Genomic DNA, 18,998 nt, shown 5'->3' with positions numbered 1-18,998 from the left:
TTATCGGCCATAGCCGGTCATCGAATAGGGGCGGGCCTTCTTGCCGGTGGCCCAGGCTTTGTTCGGTGTGGCCTGCATGGTGAAGTGGAGCGTGCCGCCAGCGCGGATTTCGGCGTCGGTGATATAGGCACGCTCCAGCGGTTTGCCGTTCAGCATGACCGTGCCGATATAGCGGTTGGCGTCCGACAAGCCGTCAGTCGTCACGATGAAATGCTGGCCGTTCGGCAGCGCCATGTCCGCGCGGTCCACGAAGGGGCGGCCGATCACATATTCGTTGCTGCCCGGTGCGACGGGATAGAAGCCCAAGGCGGTGAAGACCAGCCAGGCCGACATCTGGCCCAGATCGTCATTGCCGGCGAGGCCGTCGGGCGTGGGCTTATACTGGCTATCGACGATCTGTTTCAGCCGTTCCTGCGTCCGCCAGGGCTGGCCGGCATAATTGTAGAGATAGGCGACATGATGGCTGGGTTCGTTGCCATGGATATATTGGCCGATCAGGCCGGATATATCTTCGGCATGGCTATAGTCGATCTTGCTATTGTCATAGTCGAACATGGCGTCGAGTTTCGCGACGGTCTTTGCGTCGCCGCCCAGCAGGCGGAACAGGCCGGCCTGATCATGGGGCATGAACCAGCTATATTGCCAGGCATTGCCCTCCGTATAGTCGGACCCATAGTTGATGGCGGTGGGGTCGAAGGGGGTGCGGAACGATCCGTCGGCTTTGCGCGCGCGCAGGAAGCCGGTTTTCTCGTCGAAGCTGTTGCGCCAGTTCCCGGCGCGTTTTTCGAAGCGTTGAGCCGTGGCGCTGTCGCCAAGCTGGCGGGCGAGGCGGGCGATGGTCCAGTCGTCATAGGCATATTCGACCGTCTTGGACGCAGCTTCGGGTTCGCGGTCGATGGGGACATAGCCCAGCTTCATATAGTCGCCAAGGCCGCCATAGGGGGCATAGTCGGCGCTGGCGACCATGGCTTTGAGCGCGGCGGCGCAGTCGATGCCCTTGATCCCTTTCAGGCAGGCGTCGGCGATGACCGGGACGGCATGATAGCCGATCATGGTCCAGGTTTCCTTGCCGCCGAACTGCCAGACGGGGAGGATGCCGAAGGGGCTGGTCTTCTGCCCTGCGACCAGCGCGTTCACGAAATCGGCATTCTTCGCTTCCGGCTGGACCAGCGTGAGCAGCGGATGTTCGGCCCGGAACGTGTCCCAGAGCGAGAAAGTGGAGTGCATGGTGAAGCCTTCACCGGCATGGACCTGATCGTCGGGACCGCGCCAGCGGCCGTCGGCGTCGCTCCAGATGCTGGGGGCCATCAGGCTGTGATAGAGGGCGGTGTAGACATTGCGGCGCATCGGGGCGGGCGCGGCGATCTTTACTGCGCCCAAGGCTTTGTTCCAGGCGGCGCGGGTGCTGGCGCGGATCGTGTCGAAGTCGCCCGCTTCGCTGGTGAGGTTGGCGATGGCGCCGTCCTCATCCACGCCGGACAGCGCGACCTTCACCTCCAGCGGCTTGGCGAGCGGGCCGAAGTCGAGTTGCGCGACCAGTGCGCGGCCAGAGAGGGAAGCCAGCGTTTCGGGGCCGCGACCCGGTCCCTTGAAGCCCTTATACAGGATATCCTTTTCGGTGCTGACGAACTGGTGGCTGGTCAGCGGCGCGGAGAAGCGCATGGCGAAGAAGATGCGGCGCGGGGTGGCCCAGCCGCGTATCTCGCGCGATCCGGTGATGGTGCCATCGGGGCGGATGCGGACCGAGGACCAGAGGATCTTGCCGGGATAGTCGTAGATGATCGAGCGCAGGTCCAGCACCAGATGCGCGGCCTTGCCTGCCGGGAAGGCGTAACGGTGGACGCCGACGCGCGTGCCGGCCGTCAATTCCGCGCGAACGCCGGGATCAGTGAGGGTAACGGCATAATAGCCGGGCGAGGCGACCTCATCGGCCTTGCGGGAGCGATAGCCGGGCGTCTTGTCGTCGCCGGCCTCCAGCGGGACGCTGTCGCCGCTGACCGGCGTGACGAGGAAATCGCCGAGGTCGCTATGACCCGCGCCGGAGAAATGGGTGTGGGAGAAGCCGAGGATCGTCGGGTCTTCGTGGCGGTAGCCGGCGGCCCAGTCGTAGGTCTGGCGCGCGGGGCCGACATGGGTGTCGGGTGAAAGCTGGACCATGCCGAAGGGGGCGACCGCACCGGGGAAGGTGTGGCCTTCGCCCGATGTGCCGATGAAGGGATCGACGGCTTCGACCGGATCGTCGCTCACGGACGTTTGGGCAGGGCTTTGGGCGAGAAGGGCGGTGCCGGCGAGGAGGCTGGCGGCGATGGCGGTGCGGGCGATGCGGAAGGCGTTCATGGTCCGTGGTTAAATCATGGACGCGGGCATTGGCCAATAGCGCTGATTTTGCCGCGCCAAGAAAGGCTGGGGTGGCGGCGGCGCGCGGGATTGTCTAGCGTCCGACTCAGCAATGAAAAGAGCGTTGATCGTCCGTCATGTCCCGCGCGAAGGCGCTGCGGGCTATCTCCAGCCGATAGAGGCTGCCGGTTATCATATCGATCGCATCGATGTGGCGAGCCCCGATTTCGGGCAGGTGGATCTGTGCGATCCCGACCTGCTGATCATGATGGGTGGCCCGATGGGCGTCTATGAGCAGGAATTGCATCCGTGGATTCCGGTGCAGATCGCGAAACTGGCCGATCGGCTGGCGGCGGATCGGCCGACTTTGGGCGTGTGTCTGGGCAGTCAGATGATCGCGGCGGCGCTGGGCGCGCGGGTCTATCCGGGTGGGCATATGGAATTGGGCTTCGCGCCGGTCAGCGTGAACGACGCGGGGGCGGCGTCCCCGTTGCGGCATATCGACGGCGTGCCGATCCTTCACTGGCATAGCGATACGTTCGATTTGCCGGACAATGTCGAGCTGCTGGCGTCGACGTCCAAATATGCGCATCAGGCGTTTCGGCGTGGGAGCAATGTGCTGGCGCTGCAATTTCATGCGGAAATGGGCGAAGATCCGCGTTTCGAGGATTGGCTGACGCATTTCTGGGCGGACCTGGATGTCGCACAGCAATGCGGGATCGCTTTGCGGGAGGATCATGGGCTGCATGGGCCGATCGCGGTTGCGGCGGGGCGGGCGATGATCGGCGAATGGCTGGCGGGGATTGAGGTCTAGCTTTTTCGTGTTGCATCTCTCTGTCTAATTTCTTGGATTTTAAGAAAAGTGAGATCCCAGCCTTCGCTGGGATGACGGAGGTTGCTTTTTCGTTTGCAGGTCTATTAACTCCTACAAATGATGAGGATGAACTGGAAAGCCAGCCGCCGCGATATGATCGCGGGTGGTATGGCAGGGCTTGCGGCTGCGAGAGCAGTACGTGCGGGGGCAGCACCGGTGGAGCGGGGTGGGGCGATATTGGCGCCGCGACCGCCGATGGGGTGGAATAGCTGGAACAGCTTTGCCACCACCATTACCGAGCGCCAAGCGCGCGAAACCGCGAAGATCATGGCGGAGAAGCTGCTGCCGTTTGGCTATGACATCTTTACCGTCGATATCCAGTGGTATGAACCGGACGCGTCCAGCTACACCTATAATGCCAAGCCCAAGCCGGCGATGGATGGCCATGGCCGGATGATCCCGGCGCCCAATCGCTTTCCGTCCAGTGCCGGGGGCAAGGGGTTCACGCAACTGGCCAAAGAGGTGCATGCGCTGGGCATGCAATTCGGCATCCATGTCATGCGCGGCATTCCGCGCGCGGCGGTGGAGGCGAACCTGCCGATCCTGGGCACCAACTATCGCGCGGCGGATGTGGCGGACAAGAGCAGCATCTGTTCCTGGAATCCGGATATGTATGGCGTCGACATGACGCGGCCGGGCGCGCAGGCCTATTATGACAGCATCTTCCGCCTCTATGCCGAGTGGGGCGTCGATTTCGTCAAGATGGACGATATGAGCCGGCCCTATGACGCCCATGCGCCGGAGATCGAGGCGGCACACAAGGCGATCGTCGCGACGGGACGGCCGATCATCCTGAGCCTGTCGCCGGGGGAGACGCCGGTGATTCGGGGCGATCATGTGCGCAAATATGCGCAGATGTGGCGGATTTCCGATGACTTCTGGGATGAATGGCGGATGTTGGAGGCGCAGTTTACCCGGCTGGAGAATTGGACGCCCTATCGCGGGCCGGGGTCTTGGCCGGATGCGGACATGCTGCCGCTGGGGCGGCTGGCGCTGGGCGAGCGGGATACGCGCTTTACCCCGGACGAGCAGAAGACGCTGATGACATTATGGGCGATCGCGCGGTCGCCGCTGATCATGGGCGGCGATTTGCGCCATCTGGATGCGGCGACGCTGGCGTTGTTGACCAATAGAGAGGTGATCGCGGTCAATCAGGCGAGCCAGGGCAACTGCCCGCACTTCGTTGCCGATGGTGCGCGGGTCTGGTCAGCGGTGCCGGAGGCTGGGAAGGGGCGTTATATCGCGCTGTTCAACACCGGCGACAAGCCGCGCGAGGTGGGCGTCAAGTTGCGCGATCTGGGCGTGAGCGGACCGGTGGCGGTGCGGGACTTGTGGGCCGGTACGGTGCTGGGGCAGCAGGCGGAGCGGGTGAGCGTGATGCTGCCGGCGCATGGGAGCGCATTGTATCGGTTGGGTTGATATAACAGGCTGTTCCCCGGCGCAGGCCGGGGAACAACTTTGGTTCTACTTCCGTACCGCCGCGCTTTTGTCGCGGATCGCCTTGAATTCCGATCCGGCTTTCCATTGCGGCCAGCGGGTCGAGTTTGCGAGGTCGCGACCGATGTCGAGCATCAGGTCCACGTCCTGGGCGGCGCCCTCCAGCTTCCATGTATCATCGACGGCGTCGCAGGCCTGATGATAGCATTTGCCGGTATAGGCATCGATCCACGCTTGACCCGCGGCGCGGCCGCCCTCCACCATGTCGGATGCGCCGGCCAGGCCCATCATGAGCAATACGGGCACGCCTCGCTTGGCCATGGAGAAATGGTCGGCGCGGTAGAAGAGGCCGCGTTCTGGCAGGCTTTCCTGCGTGATGACGCGGCCCTGCGCCGTGGCGAATTTGGCCAGATCATCTTCAAGGCTGTTTTGGCCCTTGCCGATCAGGATCACGTCCTTCGCCTTGCCGGCGGTCTGGAGCACGTCGATGGTCAGGTTGGCGACGGTCTTGTCGATCGGATAGACCGGGTTCTGGGCATAATGTTCGGAGCCGAGCAGGCCGCGTTCCTCCGCCGTCCAGGCGGCGAAGACGATCGAGCGGTCGGGCGCGGGTGCGGCCTTGAAGGCGCGGGCGATTTCGAACAGGCCGGCGAGGCCGAGCGCATCGTCATTGGCGCCCGCGCGGTAGATGCGGCCCTGCGCGTCCGGCTTGCCTTCGCCATAGGCGTCCCAATGCGCGCCATACATCACCGTTTCTTGCGGGCGCTTGGCGCCGGGGATGCGGGCGAGGACGTTGGCGCTCTGCACCACCTCCTGGTTGACCGGGAAGGCGGCGGAGAAGGTTGCGCCCTTCAATTCTATCGGCTTGAACTTGGCGGACCGGGCCTGTTTGCGCAGGGTGGCGAGATCCTGACCAGCGCCGGTAAACAGCGCCTTGGCCGCGTCACCCTCGACCCAGCCCTGGACTTGCAGGCTGGTCAGTTTGTCGGCAGGGCGGACGAGGTCGTAATTTTCGCCGCTGGGGCTGACGACGACGTTCCAGCCATAGCCCGCGCCCGGCGTGTCATGGACGATCAGCGCGCCGATCGCGCCGCGACGGGCCGCTTCCTCGAACTTGTAGGTCCAGCGGCCATAATAGGTCATGGTCTTGCCACCGAACTTGCCGAACGGGTCTTCGCCCTTGGCGGCTTCGAAATCCGGGTCATTGATCAGGAAGACGGCGACCTTGCCCTTCAGGTCCGCGCCCTTGAAATCGTCCCAGCCGCGTTCGGGGGCGGAGACGCCATAGCCGACGAAGACCAGCGGCGCATTGGCGATGGCAACATTGTCCTTGGGCTGGAGGGTGGAGAGATACACCTGCTTGCCGAAGGTCCAGGGGGTGGCGGCGCCGTTCTGGGCGATCGAGAGGGTTTGCGACTGGCCGAGGCGGGTGTGGAGCAGGGGCACGGTCTGCACCCACTGACCGTCGGGGCCGCCCGGTTCCAGCCCCAGTTGCTCGAAGCGGGCGACGAGATAGCCGATCGTGCGTTCTTCGCCGATGGTGCCGGGCGCGCGACCCTGAAACAGGTCGGAGGCGAGCGTGCGCACGGACTGTTCGAGGCGGGCCGGTTCGACGGTCTGGGCCTGGGCAGCCAGGGGGCAGGCCAGAGAGCAAGAAAGGGCGGCGGTCAGGCCAAGGGCCAGAGCGAGGGTGCGTGTGATCATGGACCCGCTCTAACCCCCCGGCGCGATGGGGGAAAGGGCGTTCAGAACTCGGTTTCGAGTTCGATCATCTCATCCGGTTCGGCGCGGGCATCGTCGATCCACTCGCGCATCAGCGACCAGCTATTGATGGTCTGGCAATAGGCGGCGGTGGCCCGCGATACCGGCACGGCGTAGGTCAGGAAGCGCTGGGCGACCGGCGCGAACATGGCGTCGGCCACCGTCGGTTCGTCGCCGAACAGCCAAGGGCCGCCATAGCTGTCCAGACATTCGGCCCAGATCGCTTCGACCCGCTCGATATCCGGGCGGGCGCCGGGGAAGATCGGGAATTTGCTGTGCCGGACCTTGAGATTCATCGGCAAGGCGGAGCGGAGGTTGGCGAAGCCGGAATGGATTTCGCCCGACACCGACCGGCAATGGGCGCGCGCCTTCCGATCGGTGGGGTACATGCCGACATTGGGATAGAGTTCGTGCAGATATTCGGCGATGGCCAGCGTGTCCCATACGCTGGCGCCCTCATGCGTCAGGCGCGGGACCAGCACGGAGGGGGAGAGGAGGAGCAGTTCGGCGCGATTTTCCGGGTCGTCCAGCGCGATCGTCTGTTCGACGATCCGAAGCCCCGCGAGCCGGCACAAAAGCCAGCCCCGCAGCGACCAGGACGAGTAGTTCTTGCTGGATAAAGTGAGTGTCGCGGCCGCCATGGTGACTCTCCTACGTTAGTCCAAAGTCACATTTATGATGATGCAGCGCAACATAAAAAGCATGTATAGCGTTGCAACAAAATACCGATTCGGATCGCGGCAACAGAATAAGGCTTTTTGGCTATCATGCGCATGCTCTACAGTGGTTATCAGGCCTGGAACGACATGCTGGCCCCAGCGCGGTTCGGCGCGCAGATGGCCCTTGGCCTGCGCGACAAGATGGGGCCGATGGCCGATTGGGCGATGCCGCGCCGCATGTTCGCGCTGATGGACGTGTTTCAGGGCGCCAAGCTAACCCACAAGCGGCCGGCCTATGAGATCCGCACGGTGACCAGCGGCAATGCCGAAGTGGCGGTGCGCGAAGAAGTCGCGCTGGACCTGCCGTTCGGCGACCTGCTGCATTTCGTGAAGGACGAGGTGGAGGCGGAACAGCCGCGCGTATTGGTGGTGGCGCCGATGTCCGGCCATTTTTCGACATTGCTGCGCAGCACCGTGCAGACGCTGTTGCGCGACCATGACGTCTATATCACCGACTGGAAGAATGCGCGCGACGTGCCGTTGGAAGCCGGCCGCTTCGGCTTCGACGATTATGTCGATTATATCATCCAGTTCCTGCACGAATTGGGCGAGGGCGCGCATCTGGTGTCGGTATGCCAGCCCTGCGTGCCGGCGATGGCGGCCGTCGCGCTGATGTCGGAAGACAAGGACAAGGCGACGCCGCGGTCGATGACGCTGATGGGCGGGCCGATCGACCCCAATGCCGCGCCCACTTCGGTGAACGACCTGGCCAATGAAAAGCCGATCGAATGGTTCGAGGAAAATCTGATTTCCGTCGTGCCGTTCCGCTATGCCGGGCGCGGGCGGGAAGTCTATCCGGGCTTCGTGCAACTGTCCGCCTTCATGGCGATGAACATGGAGCGGCATTCGTCGCAGCATCGCGAATTGTATCAGTTGCTGGCCGACGGCAAGACGGTCGAGGCCGACAAGATCAAGAATTTCTACGAGGAATATTTCGCGGTCCTGGACATGACCAAGGAATTCTATCTGGAAACCGTGGACATGGTGTTCCAGCGGACCTTGCTGGCCAAGGGCGAGATGACCGTGCGCGGGCGCAAGGTCAATCCGGGCGCGATCCACAATACCGCGCTGCTGACGGTCGAAGGCGAACGGGACGATGTGTGCGCGGTGGGCCAGACGTCGGCGGCGCATGCGCTGTGCACCGGGCTGCGCCCGCATATGAAGCGCCACCATCTGCAACCGGGCGTGGGCCATTATGGTGTATTTTCGGGCAGCAAATGGGAAAAGCAGGTCTATCCGCAGGTGCGGAATATGATCCTGGCGATGAACTGAGGCGATGAACTGAGCACCGGGGCCTAACTCTTCTTCCCGTCGATCAGGACGGCCTGCTGCCACTTTCCGGGCGCCTTGTCGGTGCGGTGGATGCAGCCGGGCCAGCAGCAGGGGCGCCTCTTGCCCTCCAGCAATTCTTCGCAGGTGCGGGCGATGCGGCGTGCGCGGGTCTTGGCCTGTTTGGCGTCGTCCACCCAGCAGATGAACTCGTTGCGGCCGAGCGGGGTCAGGCCTTCCCATAGCTGAAGGATGTGCGGGGCCGATCGGAGCGCGGCTTGCAGGTCGTCGGCCGCTTGATGGACCGTGCCATGGGCGAAAGCGTCTGACATATCGTGATTCCCGGTGGTGCCAGCATAGTCTGACCGCGCGTTGGGCGAATGTCCATGGCGGGGCGCTCAGCCCTCCGGACGGGTCCATATCCAACTGCCGCCGATCAGCGCGGCGGCGACCGGGACCAGAAACCAGGGCCAGGGAGAGAATATCAGCGCCAGTAGGACGCTGAAGGCGAAGGCGCCAAGCGCGGCCTTCTTGCCCCGACGGCTGATCGCGCCATGTTCGCGCCAGCGGCGGATATGCGGGCCGAAATGCTTGTGATCCAGCAGCTTGGCCTCAAGACGCGGGCTGGAGCGGGCGAAGCAGAAGGCGGCGAGGATCATGAAAGGGACGGTGGGCAACAGCGGCAGAAAGGCGCCGATCGTGCCGAGGCCGATCGAGAGAAACCCTGCGATGAGATACAGATGCCGCCGCATGGGGTGTCCTGTTGATGGGCTTGCGCCGCTATTGCTTCGCAGCTGCGGAGTGGGATGGCAAGGTGGATGTGGGCATGGCGAGGGTCTGGACGGTCATCTCCGCGAGGGCGAAGATCTGTTTCTATGGACCCGTGCACTGCCGTTCCGCAGTCGGCCCGTAGCGGCGCTTTGCAGAATGCCCCGCAGCCCGTAAAGGCAGATCATCTGGATTTTGAGTCACAATGAATTATCGCCATTCCTTCCATGCCGGCAACAGCGCCGATGTCGTGAAACACAGCCTCCTGATCGCTTTGGTGCGGGCCTTGCAGCTCAAGGAGGGCGCGCTGACTTTGATCGACACCCATGCCGGCTGCGGGCTGTACGACCTTGGCGGCGACCAAGCGCAACGCACCGGGGAGGCTGTGCAGGGCGTGCTGCGCGCCTTTGCCGACCCGAACCCCTTGCTGGACGACTATCGCGCCGCCGTACAGGCGGTGAATGCGGGTGACGAACCGCAGCTTTATCCCGGCTCGCCCCGGTTTCTGGCGCAGCTTTTGCGGCCCCAGGATATCCTGATCCTCAACGAAAAACACCCCGAAGACGCTTACACCCTGCGTGGTGTCATGCGGGACACCGGCGCGGCCGTGCATGAACGCGACGCCTATGAACTATGGCTGGCTATGGTGCCGCCCCGCACCGCGCGCGGCGTGGTGGTGGTCGATCCGCCCTATGAGCAGACGGATGAACGCGCGCGCATCACTGCCACCCTCGCCGCCGCTCACCGCAAATGGGCGCATGGCGTGACGGTGATCTGGTATCCGTTGAAAGACCAGGCCACGCATTGGAAGTGGAAGCAGCAGTTGCGCAGGATCGGCATCCCGAAATTGCTGCTGGTGGAGCATTGGCTATACGATAGCGAGCAACCCGGCATCTATAACGGCGCGGGCCTCTTCATCGTCAACCCGCCCTACGCTTTTACGCAGGCACTGCCGCCAATGCTGGAAGCCTTGCGCGCTGCGCTGGCGCCCGAAGGACATAGGGGCGAGATCATATCCGGCTGGTTGGGCGATTGAGCTAAATCCTCGCCTCACCCCTATGCCAGAGGGGAAATTGCCGCGCTCCATATGATGGCGACTGAGGGCGCCGAGAAAATCCTGCGATACTATGGGTGAAGTAGCGCTGCCGACATGCTAATGGCATGACATGTTTCAAGCACCCGGCCGCAGCGGCACTGTCGAGATCGACGGATTCAAATATGATTGGGAACTCCTGAGCGAGCCTCAATTATCCTCTTTCGATGGCTGGAAGGGCATGACCGTCTCCTTGCGTCAGAGGGACATGCCCCGCGAAGCCGTGCTGGAATTTCCGACACCCAAGAGGCTGATGAAAGGATTGCCCAAAGGGCGTCTGCACATCAACGATGCGATTGCGTCGCGCGGGGTGCGGGCCGCCTTATCGGCAGGATGGGATCCGTCGTCGCGAGGCAAACCCACGGTTTTCATGGTCGATGCCAATGGTGACTAAGGGGACGTAAATCGTACACCTTCGCCATCGCAGATATGGATGGGGTCGGGCGGAATCATGTCATTCGCCCGCTCATGCACTTGGGAAGTGGGAGATCGGTAGCTGGGTGAGGGGACGCAAGCTCGCGGCAGTACGCCAATCTTGCGCCGATCCCCTCATCCAACTTCGCCTAGGCTCCTTCGTCGCCAAGGCTTCATATCCTTCTCCCTCAAGGGGAGAAGGAAAGTCCGCTTCTGCTTGCTTGCACTTACGCAGCCGGCAGCCTCAGCCGCACCAGCAAGCCGCCCAGATCCTCGCTTTCCTCCAGCGCCACCGATCCGCCGTAGATTTCGGCGACGTCGCGGACGATGGCCAGGCCGAGGCCGGTGCCGGGCTTGCCGCTGTCCAGACGCACACCCCGATCGAAGATGCGGACGCGGTCGGCCTCCGGTATGCCCATGCCGTCATCCTCGACCTGAATTTCCACCATGCCGCCGGTGCGGGCGACGACCGTGGCGAAGACGCTGCCGCCGCCATATTTGGCCGCGTTCTCGATGAGGTTGCCGAGCATTTCGTCCAGATCCTGCCGCTCGACGCGCACGGCGGCGTCCTTGTCGCCGTCCATGTCGACGCGGGCTTCGGGATAGAGGCGCTGGACGGCGCGCTCGACGGCGGTGAGGCTGGCCCAGACCTCGGCGCGGCTCTGGGCGGCGCCGCGACGGCCGACGGCGCGGGCGCGGGCGAGGTGATGGTCCACCTGCCGCCGCATCGTCGTCGCTTCGCGGATCACCGCGTCGCCAAGGTCGGGCGCCTGCGCGGTGGCGGCGTTCATGATGACGGTTAGCGGCGTCTTGAGCGCATGGGCAAGGTTGCCGGCATGGGTGCGCGCTTCCTCCGCCTGCCGCTCATTATGGGCGAGCAGGGCGTTGAGTTCCTCGACCATGGGGAGGACTTCGGCGGGCATGGGTTCGGTGACGCGGCTTTTTTCGCCGCCGCGCATCTTGATGATTTCCAGCCGCACCTTGCGCAGAGGGCGCAGGCCATAGATGGTCTGGAGCGTCGCCAGCATGAACAGACCGAGCGCCAGGAGCGCGAAACTGTTGAACAAAGTGGTGCGCAGCGTGCGGATCTGCCCATCCAGTCCTTCGCGCGCCTGCGCCACCATGAACAGCCAGCGCGTGTCGGAGCCGGGCAGGATGACGGTGCGTTCCATGATGCGCAAATCCTCTCCGGGGAATTGCTTGCTGTCATAGGTGTGGAGATGGCGGTCGTGATGCTGCGCCGGTGCCTTGAGCGCGCGGTCCCACAGCGAGCGGGAGCGCCAGTCCTCATGCCCCTTCGCGCTGATCTGATAATAGAGGCCGCTGCTCGGTTCCAGAAATCGCTGGTCGGCCAGTTCGCGGTTGAAGAGGACTTCGCCGTCCGGGCCGATTTCCGACGCCGCGATCATCGCGGTCAGCACATAATTCATGCCGTCGTCGAAATTGCGGGTGATCGCGTCGGCCAGCACCCGGTCCAGCGCCACGCCGCCGCCGATCAGCAGCACGCTGATCCACAGCGCGGCGATGCCGATCATCCGCCGGCTGATGGAGCCGGTGGAGCGGACGGGGGGAGGGGATTGGTTGTCCATCTGGACCTGACTTACACCCGTTCGTTTCGAGCGTGTCGACAAACGAGAAGCGCAATACTTGCCGCTTCTCGTCTTCGCTCGAAGCGAACGAAGGTGGGTGCCGTTTCGATCAGCGCCCCGGCTCGTCCAGGCTGTAGCCAAGGCCGCGGATGGTGGTGATGACGTCGGCGCCCAATTTCTTGCGGATGCGCGTCACGAACACTTCGATCGTGTTGGAATCGCGGTCGAAATCCTGGTCGTAAATATGTTCGATCAATTCGGTGCGGCTGACCACCTTGCCCTTGTGATGGAGCAGGTAGGAGAGCAGCTTATATTCCTGCGCGGTGAGCTTGACCGGGTCTCCGCCCAACGTGACCTTGCCCGAACGGGTGTCGAGGCGGACGTCGCCGGCGGTCAGTTCGCTTGATGCATTACCCGATGCGCGACGGATGAGGGCGCGCAGGCGGGCGATGAGTTCTTCGCTCTGGAAGGGTTTGGCGAGATAATCGTCGGCGCCCGCATCCAGCCCGGCGACCTTGTCCGACCAGCTATCGCGCGCGGTGAGGACGAGGACCGGGAAGCTGCGGCCTTCCTTGCGCCAGCGGTCGAGCACGGTGAGGCCGTCGATGGTGGGCAGGCCAAGGTCGAGCACGACCGCGTCATAGCTTTCGGTAGCACCCAGGAAATGGCCGTCTTCGCCGTCTGTGGCGAGGTCCACGGCATAGCCCGCGCCTTCCAGCGTGTTCCTGAGCTGCTGGCCCAGATTCGGTTCATCCTCGACGATCAGCAGGCGCATGGGGCTTTTGTCCGTTTCTATTATGCGTTGAGTCTAAAGGCGGGCGCGGGTCAGCGCGCCATGCCGATGATATCGCCGGTCCGGCCGTCGGCATCAACCCATACGACCTTGCCGTCCTTCACATATTTCAGGCGGTAGCGGTTGGAGGAGGGGTTGAATTCGCTGCCGACATAGGAGGCGCCATCGACCGCCGCATCGACGCGGCGCTTGATCATGGCGAAGGGCATGACCTGCCCGTCCAGCATCGCGCGGCGCGCGGCATCCTGCTCGTCGCGGCGATTGCCCGCGTCGGCGGCGGGAATCGCCACCGAAAGGGCAAGGGCTGCCGTGATCGCAGCGACCAGAGAGCGGGGCAGGCTGTTCCACTTCATATTCATGGGCATGGCATAGGTGAATGGCATTGAACAGGTGGTGAATGGCGGGAATATGAACAGAAAAGGCGACGATGCACAAACATCGCCGCCTTTTCCAAATGTCCGTCACTCCCGCGAAGGCGGGAATAACGTTTAAGGTTTAGCGCCGTTTCTTACTTTTCCAGCGCATATTGCACCGTCAGCGTGACGGACGCGCTGACCTGGCCGGGTTCGACCGGGGTGACGGGAGCGGCATCCGCCTTGAAGCGCGCGCTCTGCATCATCGGCATGGGCGGTTGGCCGCCGCTGTTGCTTTCCGCGATCGAAATCAGCCGCGCGGTGCGATAGCCCGCCGCCTGGGCGTAGAAATCGGCCTGCGTCTTGGCGCTCTTGAGCGCGGTGCCGCGGGCCTGCTGGATCAACGGAGAGGGATCTTCGATCGAGAAGCTGGGGCCGTTGATATTGGTGGCGCCGGCGGCGACGAAGGCGTCGAGCGAGGCGCCCACCTTCTTGATGTCGCGCAGCTTCACGGTCAGCTGGTTGGACGCTTCATAGCCGATGAAGCGCGGCCCTTCCGGCTGGCCGTCGCGGTTGCTGTAATCATATTGGGCATTGAGGTTGATGCCGCTGGTCTGGATGTCCTTTTTCGCGATGCCGACCTTGGCCAGGGCGGCGATCAGCTTTTCGGTCTTGGCGGCATTGTCCTGCATGGCGGCCTGCGCCGTCTGGGCGCGGGTCTGGACGCCGGTGCCGACGGTCGCGATGTTCGGTGCGGCCTCGACGCTTTCGGTGACGTTCAATGTCACGACCGGCGCCGTCTCGGCGATGGTGACGCTGGTCTGGGCGACAGCCGCGATCGGAAGGGCGGCGGCGCCGAGCGCCATCAGGGCGAGAGCGGATTTCATGGACGTTTCTCCTCTGTAAGTCCTTGCACCCGTTTTGGCCGGGGTGCGATGAATGGACGCTGTCCTGCGTTGAAAGCCGTCTGAAAGCTTTCCGGTTCCGGTCTTGCTACGCGGCATGACAGGCTTTAGCTGCACGTTCATGGCAGCTCCTATTCTCTCGTTCGAAAATCTTGGCCTTTCGCAAGGCTCCCACTGGCTGTTTCGCGGCCTGAATATCGCCGTCGGCGCGCGGGATCGGCTGGCGCTGATCGGCCGCAATGGCGTGGGCAAGACGACGCTGCTGAAATTGCTGGGCGGGCAGATCGAGGCGGATGAGGGCGTGCGGTCGGTGCAGCCGGGCGCGCGGGTCATCACGCTGGAGCAGGATCCGGACGTTACGCCGTTCAAGACGCTGCATGATTTCGCGCTGGCGGGCGAGTTCGCGCCACCCGCGCATGAGGTGGAGGCGATCGCCGACCAGTTGGGCATCGACCTGAGCCGCGAAGCGAAGACGGCGAGCGGGGGCGAGCGGCGCCGGGCCGCCATCGCCCGCGCGTTGGCGAGCGAGCCGGACCTGCTGCTGCTGGACGAGCCGACCAACCATCTGGATATCGCCGCGATCGACTGGATCGAAAACTGGATGGCGCGCTATAGCGGCGCCTTCATCGTCATCAGCCACGACCGCGCCTTTCTGACGCGGCTGACGCGCCAGACTTTGTGGCTGGACCGGGGGCAGATGCGCCGCAACGAGATCGGCTTCGGCGGGTTCGAACAGTGGATGGAAGCGGTCTATGCCGAAGAGGCGCGGGCGGCGGAGAAGCTGGACGCGAAGCTGAAGATCGAGGCGCATTGGCTGGAACGCGGCGTCACCGCGCGGCGCAAGCGCAATCAGGGGCGGCTCGCCAAGCTGTGGGAAATGCGCGAAACGCGCGCGGCGATGCAGGGGCCGCAGGGCACCGCCAAGATCGCGGTGGCGAGCGACGACAGCAAGACCAAGAGCGTCATCAAGGTCGAGCATGTCACCAAGACATTCGGTGAGCGCACGATCATCGACGACCTGTCGATCCGCGTGCAGCGCGGCGACCGGATCGGCATCGTGGGCGGCAATGGCGCGGGCAAGTCCACCTTGCTCAAGCTGCTGACCGGCGAACTGGCGCCCGATAGCGGCAGCGTGACGCTGGCCAAGACGCTGGACATGATCTTCATCGACCAGCAGCGCAGCCTGATGCAGGGCGACAAAACGGTGCGCGATGTGCTGGCCGAGGGCGGCGACTGGATCGACGTACGGGGGGTGCGCAAGCATATCCATGGGTACCTCAAGGACTTTCTGTTCGACCCGTCTCTGGCGGAGGCGAAGGTCGCGACATTGTCTGGCGGCGAGCGGTCGCGACTTTTGTTCGCGCGGGAATTTGCGCGCGAATCCAACCTGCTGGTGCTGGACGAGCCGACCAACGACCTGGATCTGGAAACGCTGGACCTGTTGCAGGAAGTGATCGCGGATTATGATGGCACGGTGCTGATCGTCAGCCATGACCGTGACTTTCTGGATCGCACGGTCACGGTGACTTTGGGGCTGGATGGCACCGGGGTCGTGGATGTGATCGTGGGCGGTTATGCCGACTGGATCAACAAGCGCGACCCGCGCAAGGCCGCGAAGATCGAGAAGAAGGAAGCCGCGCCGCCTCCGCCGCCAAAGCCCGTGTCGGCCAAGCTGACCTATAAGGATCAGCGCGACCTGGACCTGCTGCCCAAGCGGATCGAGGAGCTGGAAGCGGCGATCCTGCGCGATGAGGAAGCGCTGGCCGATCCGGCGCTTTATACGAAAGATCCCAAAAAGTTCGCGGCGCTGACCGGGGCGATCGAAAAGGCGCGCGCCGACAAGGATGCGGCCGAGGAGCGCTGGCTGGAGCTGGCGGAGAAGGCCGAGGGGTTGGCGGGGTAAACTCTCGCTCATATCCCCCGTTCGGATTGAGCAACTGGCGTCAACAGCATGGTGGTAAAGGGAAGCCCATGGACACGCAAAACACGCCGATCCCCCATCATGCCGTCCATTATGTCAACCGGGTCGGCTGGCTGCGCGCGGCGGTGCTGGGGGCGAATGACGGGATCGTGTCGACCGCCAGCCTGATGACCGGGATCGCCGCATCGGGGGCGGGATCGCAGTCGATTTTGCTGTCGGGCGTGGCGGCTTTGGTGGCGGGCGCCATGTCGATGGCGGCGGGCGAATATGTGTCCGTGAGTGCGCAGTCTGATACGGAACGCGCAGATCTCGCCAAGGAAGAAAAGGCGTTGCGCACCCAGCCCCATGCCGAATGGGTGGAGTTGCGGGATATCTATGTCGATCGTGGGCTGACGCCGGATCTGGCAGGGCAGGTGGCCGAGCAGTTGATGGCCGCCGATGCGCTGGGCGCGCATGCGCGCGACGAACTGGGCATTTCCGATTCTGTTACGGCGCGGCCGGTGCAGGCGGCACTGGCGTCTGCCGCGAGTTTCGCCGCCGGGGCTGCGCCGCCGGTGGTGGCGGCCGGGCTGGCGACGGCGGAAAGTGCGATCCCGGCGATCGTGGGCATGTGCCTGCTTTGCCTCATTATATTGGGCTATGCCGGCGCGAAGCTGGGCGGGGCGAAGCCGTTGCGGTCGATCGTGCGGACGCTTTTCTGGGGTGTGCTGGCGATGGCGATCACGGCGGGGGCGGGGCATCTGTTCGGCGCGGCGATTTGATGCCAAGGTCCGGAGTAACCTGATTCCCACAAGGAGACGCGCCATGACCGATATCCAGCACATTCCGCTCAAGACCATCAAGGGGGCGGACGTCAGCCTGGCCGACTATGCGGGCAAGGTAGTGCTGGCGGTCAATGTCGCGTCCAAATGCGGCCTGACCCCGCAATATGAGGGGCTGGAAAAGCTCTATGCCGAATATCAGGACAAGGGGTTGGTTGTCGCCGGCTTTCCCGCCAATGATTTCGGCGCGCAGGAGCCGGGCAGCAATGATGAGATCGCGACCTTCTGCACCACCAATTTCGGCGTCGAATTTCCGATGTTCGAAAAGATCGTCGTTACCGGGCCGGACAAGCATCCGCTCTATGCCGCGCTGACCAGTGCGCAGCCCGATGCGCAGGGCGATGGCGCGGCGTTTCGCGAGAAGCTGACCGGCTATGGCATCACGCCCAATCCGGGGCCGGAAGTGCTTTGGAATTTCGAGAAATTCCTGATCGCCAAGGATGGCAGCGTGGCCGCCCGCTTTGCGCCGACGACCGCGCCGGACGATGCGGCGCTGGTCGCGGCGATCGAGGCGGAACTGGCCAAGTGATGGTGCGGTGTCTGATTGCAAGCGCGCTGCTGCTGGGTGGCGCGCCGATGGCGCATGCGGCGCTCAGCCCGGCGGAGCAGAAGATCGGCGCGACCGTGGAGGCGGGCTATGAACCGTCGGTCGGTTTGCTGGAAAAGCTGGTCAACCAGAATAGCGGGTCGATGAACCTGGCGGGCGTGAAGGCGGTGGCCGACATGCTGCGGCCCGAATTCGAGGCGCTGGGCTTTGCGGTGACGTGGAAGCCGATGGATGCGGCCAAGCGCGCCGGCCACCTGATCGCGGTGCACAAGGGCAAGGCGGGCAGCACGAAAATGCTGCTGATCGGGCATCTCGATACCGTGTTCGAGCCGGATTCGCCGTTCCAGAAATTCGTCCGTGAGGGAGATTTTGCTCGCGGGCCGGGCGTTGCCGACGACAAGGGCGGCGTGGTGACGATGATCCTCGCGCTGAAGGCCATGCAGGCGGCCGGGACGCTGAAGGGCGCCAATATCGAAGTGGTGCTGACCGGGGACGAGGAGGATTCGGGCGATCCGGTGGAAATTGCACGGGCCGATCTGGTTGCTGCTGGCAAGCGGGCCGATGTGGCGCTCGACTTCGAGGGGCTGAGCCAGGAGGGGGGCAAGGATATGGGGTCGATCGCCCGCCGCTCCTCGAACAATTGGACGCTGACGACGACGGCCAAGTCGGGCCATAGTTCGGGCATCTTTTCCGCCGAAGCGGGAGATGGCGCGGTCTATGAGTTGGCGCGGATATTGGTCGCCTTCCGCAAGGAATTGCCGGAGCCGAACCTGACCTTCAACGCCGGGCTGATCGGCGGTGGGCAGAGCGCGGAGGTCGACAAGGACGGCGTGCGCATCGCGGTGACGGGCAAGACCAACATCATTCCGTCGATCGCGGTGGCGAAGGGCGATTTCCGCACGTTGAGCGAGGCGCAGACGCGGCGGGTGCGCGACAAGATGCAGGGAATCGTGGACCGCGAGCATTTGAACGGCACGTCGGCGAAGATCGCTTTCGATCAGGGTTATCCGTCCATGGCCCCGACCGAGGGGAACAGGGCGTTGCTGGGCAAGTTGAACGGCATCAATCGCGACCTTGCCCTGCCGGAAATGGCGGCGCTCGATCCGTTGAAGCGCGGTGCGGGCGATATCAGCTTCGTGGCGGCCGATACGCACGGGCTGGTTGGGCTGGGTCTGGCGTCCAGCGGCGACCATAGCCCGGCGGAAAAGGCGGACCTGTCCACCATGAAGCGCCAGGCCAAGCGTGCTGCGATATTGATGAGCCGGCTGGCGGCGGAGAAGGGGCGGAAATGAAAGGATGTTGGTGCTCCTGCGAAAGCAGGAGCCCAGTGTTCCGGGCATGGCGGTTGCCGCCCTGGGCTCCTGCTTTCGCAGGAGCACGATAAGGGTTAGACGAAA

The 18,998-nt window shown here is 63.8% G+C and carries 18 protein-coding genes; 9 read left to right on the top strand and 9 right to left on the bottom strand.

Features of this window, described 5'->3' with window-relative positions:
- Window positions 1-2,337 carry a GH92 family glycosyl hydrolase gene (locus tag F4U95_RS14280; RefSeq protein WP_150426148.1) on the bottom strand — a complete coding sequence of 779 codons (2,337 nt, stop codon included), beginning with the start codon at window positions 2,335-2,337 and terminating at the stop codon, window positions 1-3.
- Window positions 2,338-2,449: 112 nt separating this feature from the next.
- Here F4U95_RS14280 and F4U95_RS14275 point away from each other — a divergent pair, with 112 nt between their 5' ends.
- Window positions 2,450-3,151 carry a glutamine amidotransferase gene (locus F4U95_RS14275; RefSeq protein WP_150426147.1) on the top strand — a complete coding sequence of 234 codons (702 nt, stop codon included), beginning with the start codon at window positions 2,450-2,452 and terminating at the stop codon, window positions 3,149-3,151.
- Window positions 3,152-3,277: 126 nt separating this feature from the next.
- The gene (locus F4U95_RS14270; protein WP_150426146.1) at window positions 3,278-4,630 is read left to right on the top strand and encodes a glycoside hydrolase family 27 protein; all 1,353 of its coding nucleotides are present in this window, start codon (window positions 3,278-3,280) and stop codon (window positions 4,628-4,630) included.
- A 45-nt stretch (window positions 4,631-4,675) separates the two neighbouring features.
- Here F4U95_RS14270 and F4U95_RS14265 read toward each other — a convergent pair whose 3' ends face one another.
- Window positions 4,676-6,352, bottom strand: a complete 1,677-nt coding sequence (locus F4U95_RS14265; protein ID WP_170267496.1) for a M28 family metallopeptidase — start codon at window positions 6,350-6,352, stop codon at window positions 4,676-4,678.
- Between the two features lie 41 nt (window positions 6,353-6,393).
- Complete coding sequence (locus F4U95_RS14260) at window positions 6,394-7,050, bottom strand: glutathione S-transferase (RefSeq protein WP_150426145.1); 657 nt, start codon at window positions 7,048-7,050, stop codon at window positions 6,394-6,396.
- A 126-nt stretch (window positions 7,051-7,176) separates the two neighbouring features.
- Between F4U95_RS14260 and F4U95_RS14255 the strand changes: the two genes are divergently transcribed.
- Complete coding sequence (locus F4U95_RS14255; protein ID WP_120250440.1) at window positions 7,177-8,400, top strand: polyhydroxyalkanoate depolymerase; 1,224 nt, start codon at window positions 7,177-7,179, stop codon at window positions 8,398-8,400.
- Window positions 8,401-8,423: 23 nt separating this feature from the next.
- Here F4U95_RS14255 and F4U95_RS14250 read toward each other — a convergent pair whose 3' ends face one another.
- Both F4U95_RS14250 and F4U95_RS14245 read right to left on the bottom strand, forming a co-directional pair.
- Window positions 8,424-8,729 carry a YdeI/OmpD-associated family protein gene (locus tag F4U95_RS14250; RefSeq protein WP_150426144.1) on the bottom strand — a complete coding sequence of 102 codons (306 nt, stop codon included), beginning with the start codon at window positions 8,727-8,729 and terminating at the stop codon, window positions 8,424-8,426.
- Window positions 8,730-8,795: 66 nt separating this feature from the next.
- Window positions 8,796-9,149, bottom strand: a complete 354-nt coding sequence (locus F4U95_RS14245) for a YbaN family protein (protein ID WP_150426143.1) — start codon at window positions 9,147-9,149, stop codon at window positions 8,796-8,798.
- A 221-nt stretch (window positions 9,150-9,370) separates the two neighbouring features.
- On the opposite strand from F4U95_RS14245, the gene F4U95_RS14240 reads away from it, so the two are divergent.
- Together F4U95_RS14240 and F4U95_RS14235 are read left to right on the top strand one after the other, a co-directional pair.
- Entirely contained in the window at window positions 9,371-10,201 is an 831-nt protein-coding gene (locus F4U95_RS14240; RefSeq protein ID WP_150426142.1) for a 23S rRNA (adenine(2030)-N(6))-methyltransferase RlmJ, read from the top strand.
- Window positions 10,202-10,331: 130 nt separating this feature from the next.
- On the top strand, window positions 10,332-10,652 hold the full coding sequence (locus F4U95_RS14235; RefSeq protein WP_150426141.1) for a hypothetical protein: 321 nt from the start codon (window positions 10,332-10,334) through the stop codon (window positions 10,650-10,652).
- 247 nt (window positions 10,653-10,899) lie between these two features.
- Here the strand turns inward: F4U95_RS14235 and F4U95_RS14230 are convergent, their stop codons facing one another.
- The 4 genes from F4U95_RS14230 to F4U95_RS14215 all read right to left on the bottom strand — a co-directional run bounded on the left by F4U95_RS14230 (window position 10,900) and on the right by F4U95_RS14215 (window position 14,294).
- Window positions 10,900-12,207 (bottom strand): sensor histidine kinase, encoded by a 1,308-nt coding sequence (locus F4U95_RS14230; RefSeq protein ID WP_120250435.1) that lies wholly within the window; start codon window positions 12,205-12,207, stop codon window positions 10,900-10,902.
- A 163-nt stretch (window positions 12,208-12,370) separates the two neighbouring features.
- Window positions 12,371-13,036, bottom strand: coding sequence for a response regulator transcription factor (locus tag F4U95_RS14225; RefSeq protein WP_120250434.1), 666 nt, complete (start codon window positions 13,034-13,036; stop codon window positions 12,371-12,373).
- A gap of 50 nt (window positions 13,037-13,086) precedes the next feature.
- Window positions 13,087-13,437, bottom strand: a complete 351-nt coding sequence (locus tag F4U95_RS14220; protein ID WP_120250433.1) for a hypothetical protein — start codon at window positions 13,435-13,437, stop codon at window positions 13,087-13,089.
- A 125-nt stretch (window positions 13,438-13,562) separates the two neighbouring features.
- On the bottom strand, window positions 13,563-14,294 hold the full coding sequence (locus tag F4U95_RS14215) for an SIMPL domain-containing protein (protein ID WP_150426140.1): 732 nt from the start codon (window positions 14,292-14,294) through the stop codon (window positions 13,563-13,565).
- Between the two features lie 139 nt (window positions 14,295-14,433).
- Between F4U95_RS14215 and F4U95_RS14210 the strand changes: the two genes are divergently transcribed.
- The 4 genes from F4U95_RS14210 (at window position 14,434) to F4U95_RS14195 (ending at window position 18,893) form a co-directional block, all read left to right on the top strand.
- Window positions 14,434-16,215: an ABC-F family ATP-binding cassette domain-containing protein gene (locus F4U95_RS14210; RefSeq protein WP_150426139.1), complete on the top strand. Its 1,782-nt coding sequence runs from the start codon at window positions 14,434-14,436 to the stop codon at window positions 16,213-16,215.
- A gap of 68 nt (window positions 16,216-16,283) precedes the next feature.
- Window positions 16,284-16,994, top strand: a complete 711-nt coding sequence (locus F4U95_RS14205) for a VIT1/CCC1 transporter family protein (protein WP_150426138.1) — start codon at window positions 16,284-16,286, stop codon at window positions 16,992-16,994.
- Window positions 16,995-17,037: 43 nt separating this feature from the next.
- Complete coding sequence (locus tag F4U95_RS14200) at window positions 17,038-17,583, top strand: glutathione peroxidase (protein WP_150426137.1); 546 nt, start codon at window positions 17,038-17,040, stop codon at window positions 17,581-17,583.
- Window positions 17,583-18,893 carry a M20/M25/M40 family metallo-hydrolase gene (locus F4U95_RS14195; protein WP_150426136.1) on the top strand — a complete coding sequence of 437 codons (1,311 nt, stop codon included), beginning with the start codon at window positions 17,583-17,585 and terminating at the stop codon, window positions 18,891-18,893. The genes F4U95_RS14200 and F4U95_RS14195 overlap by 1 nt, the downstream gene beginning before the upstream one ends.
- The last annotated feature ends 105 nt before the right edge of the window (window positions 18,894-18,998 follow it).

Source organism: Sphingobium limneticum (genome assembly GCF_008710165.1).
GTDB classification, from domain to species: Bacteria; Pseudomonadota; Alphaproteobacteria; order Sphingomonadales; family Sphingomonadaceae; genus Sphingobium; species Sphingobium limneticum.
The sequence above is the reverse complement of the archived record's forward strand: the minus strand, read 5'-3'. Positions and strand labels throughout refer to the sequence as shown.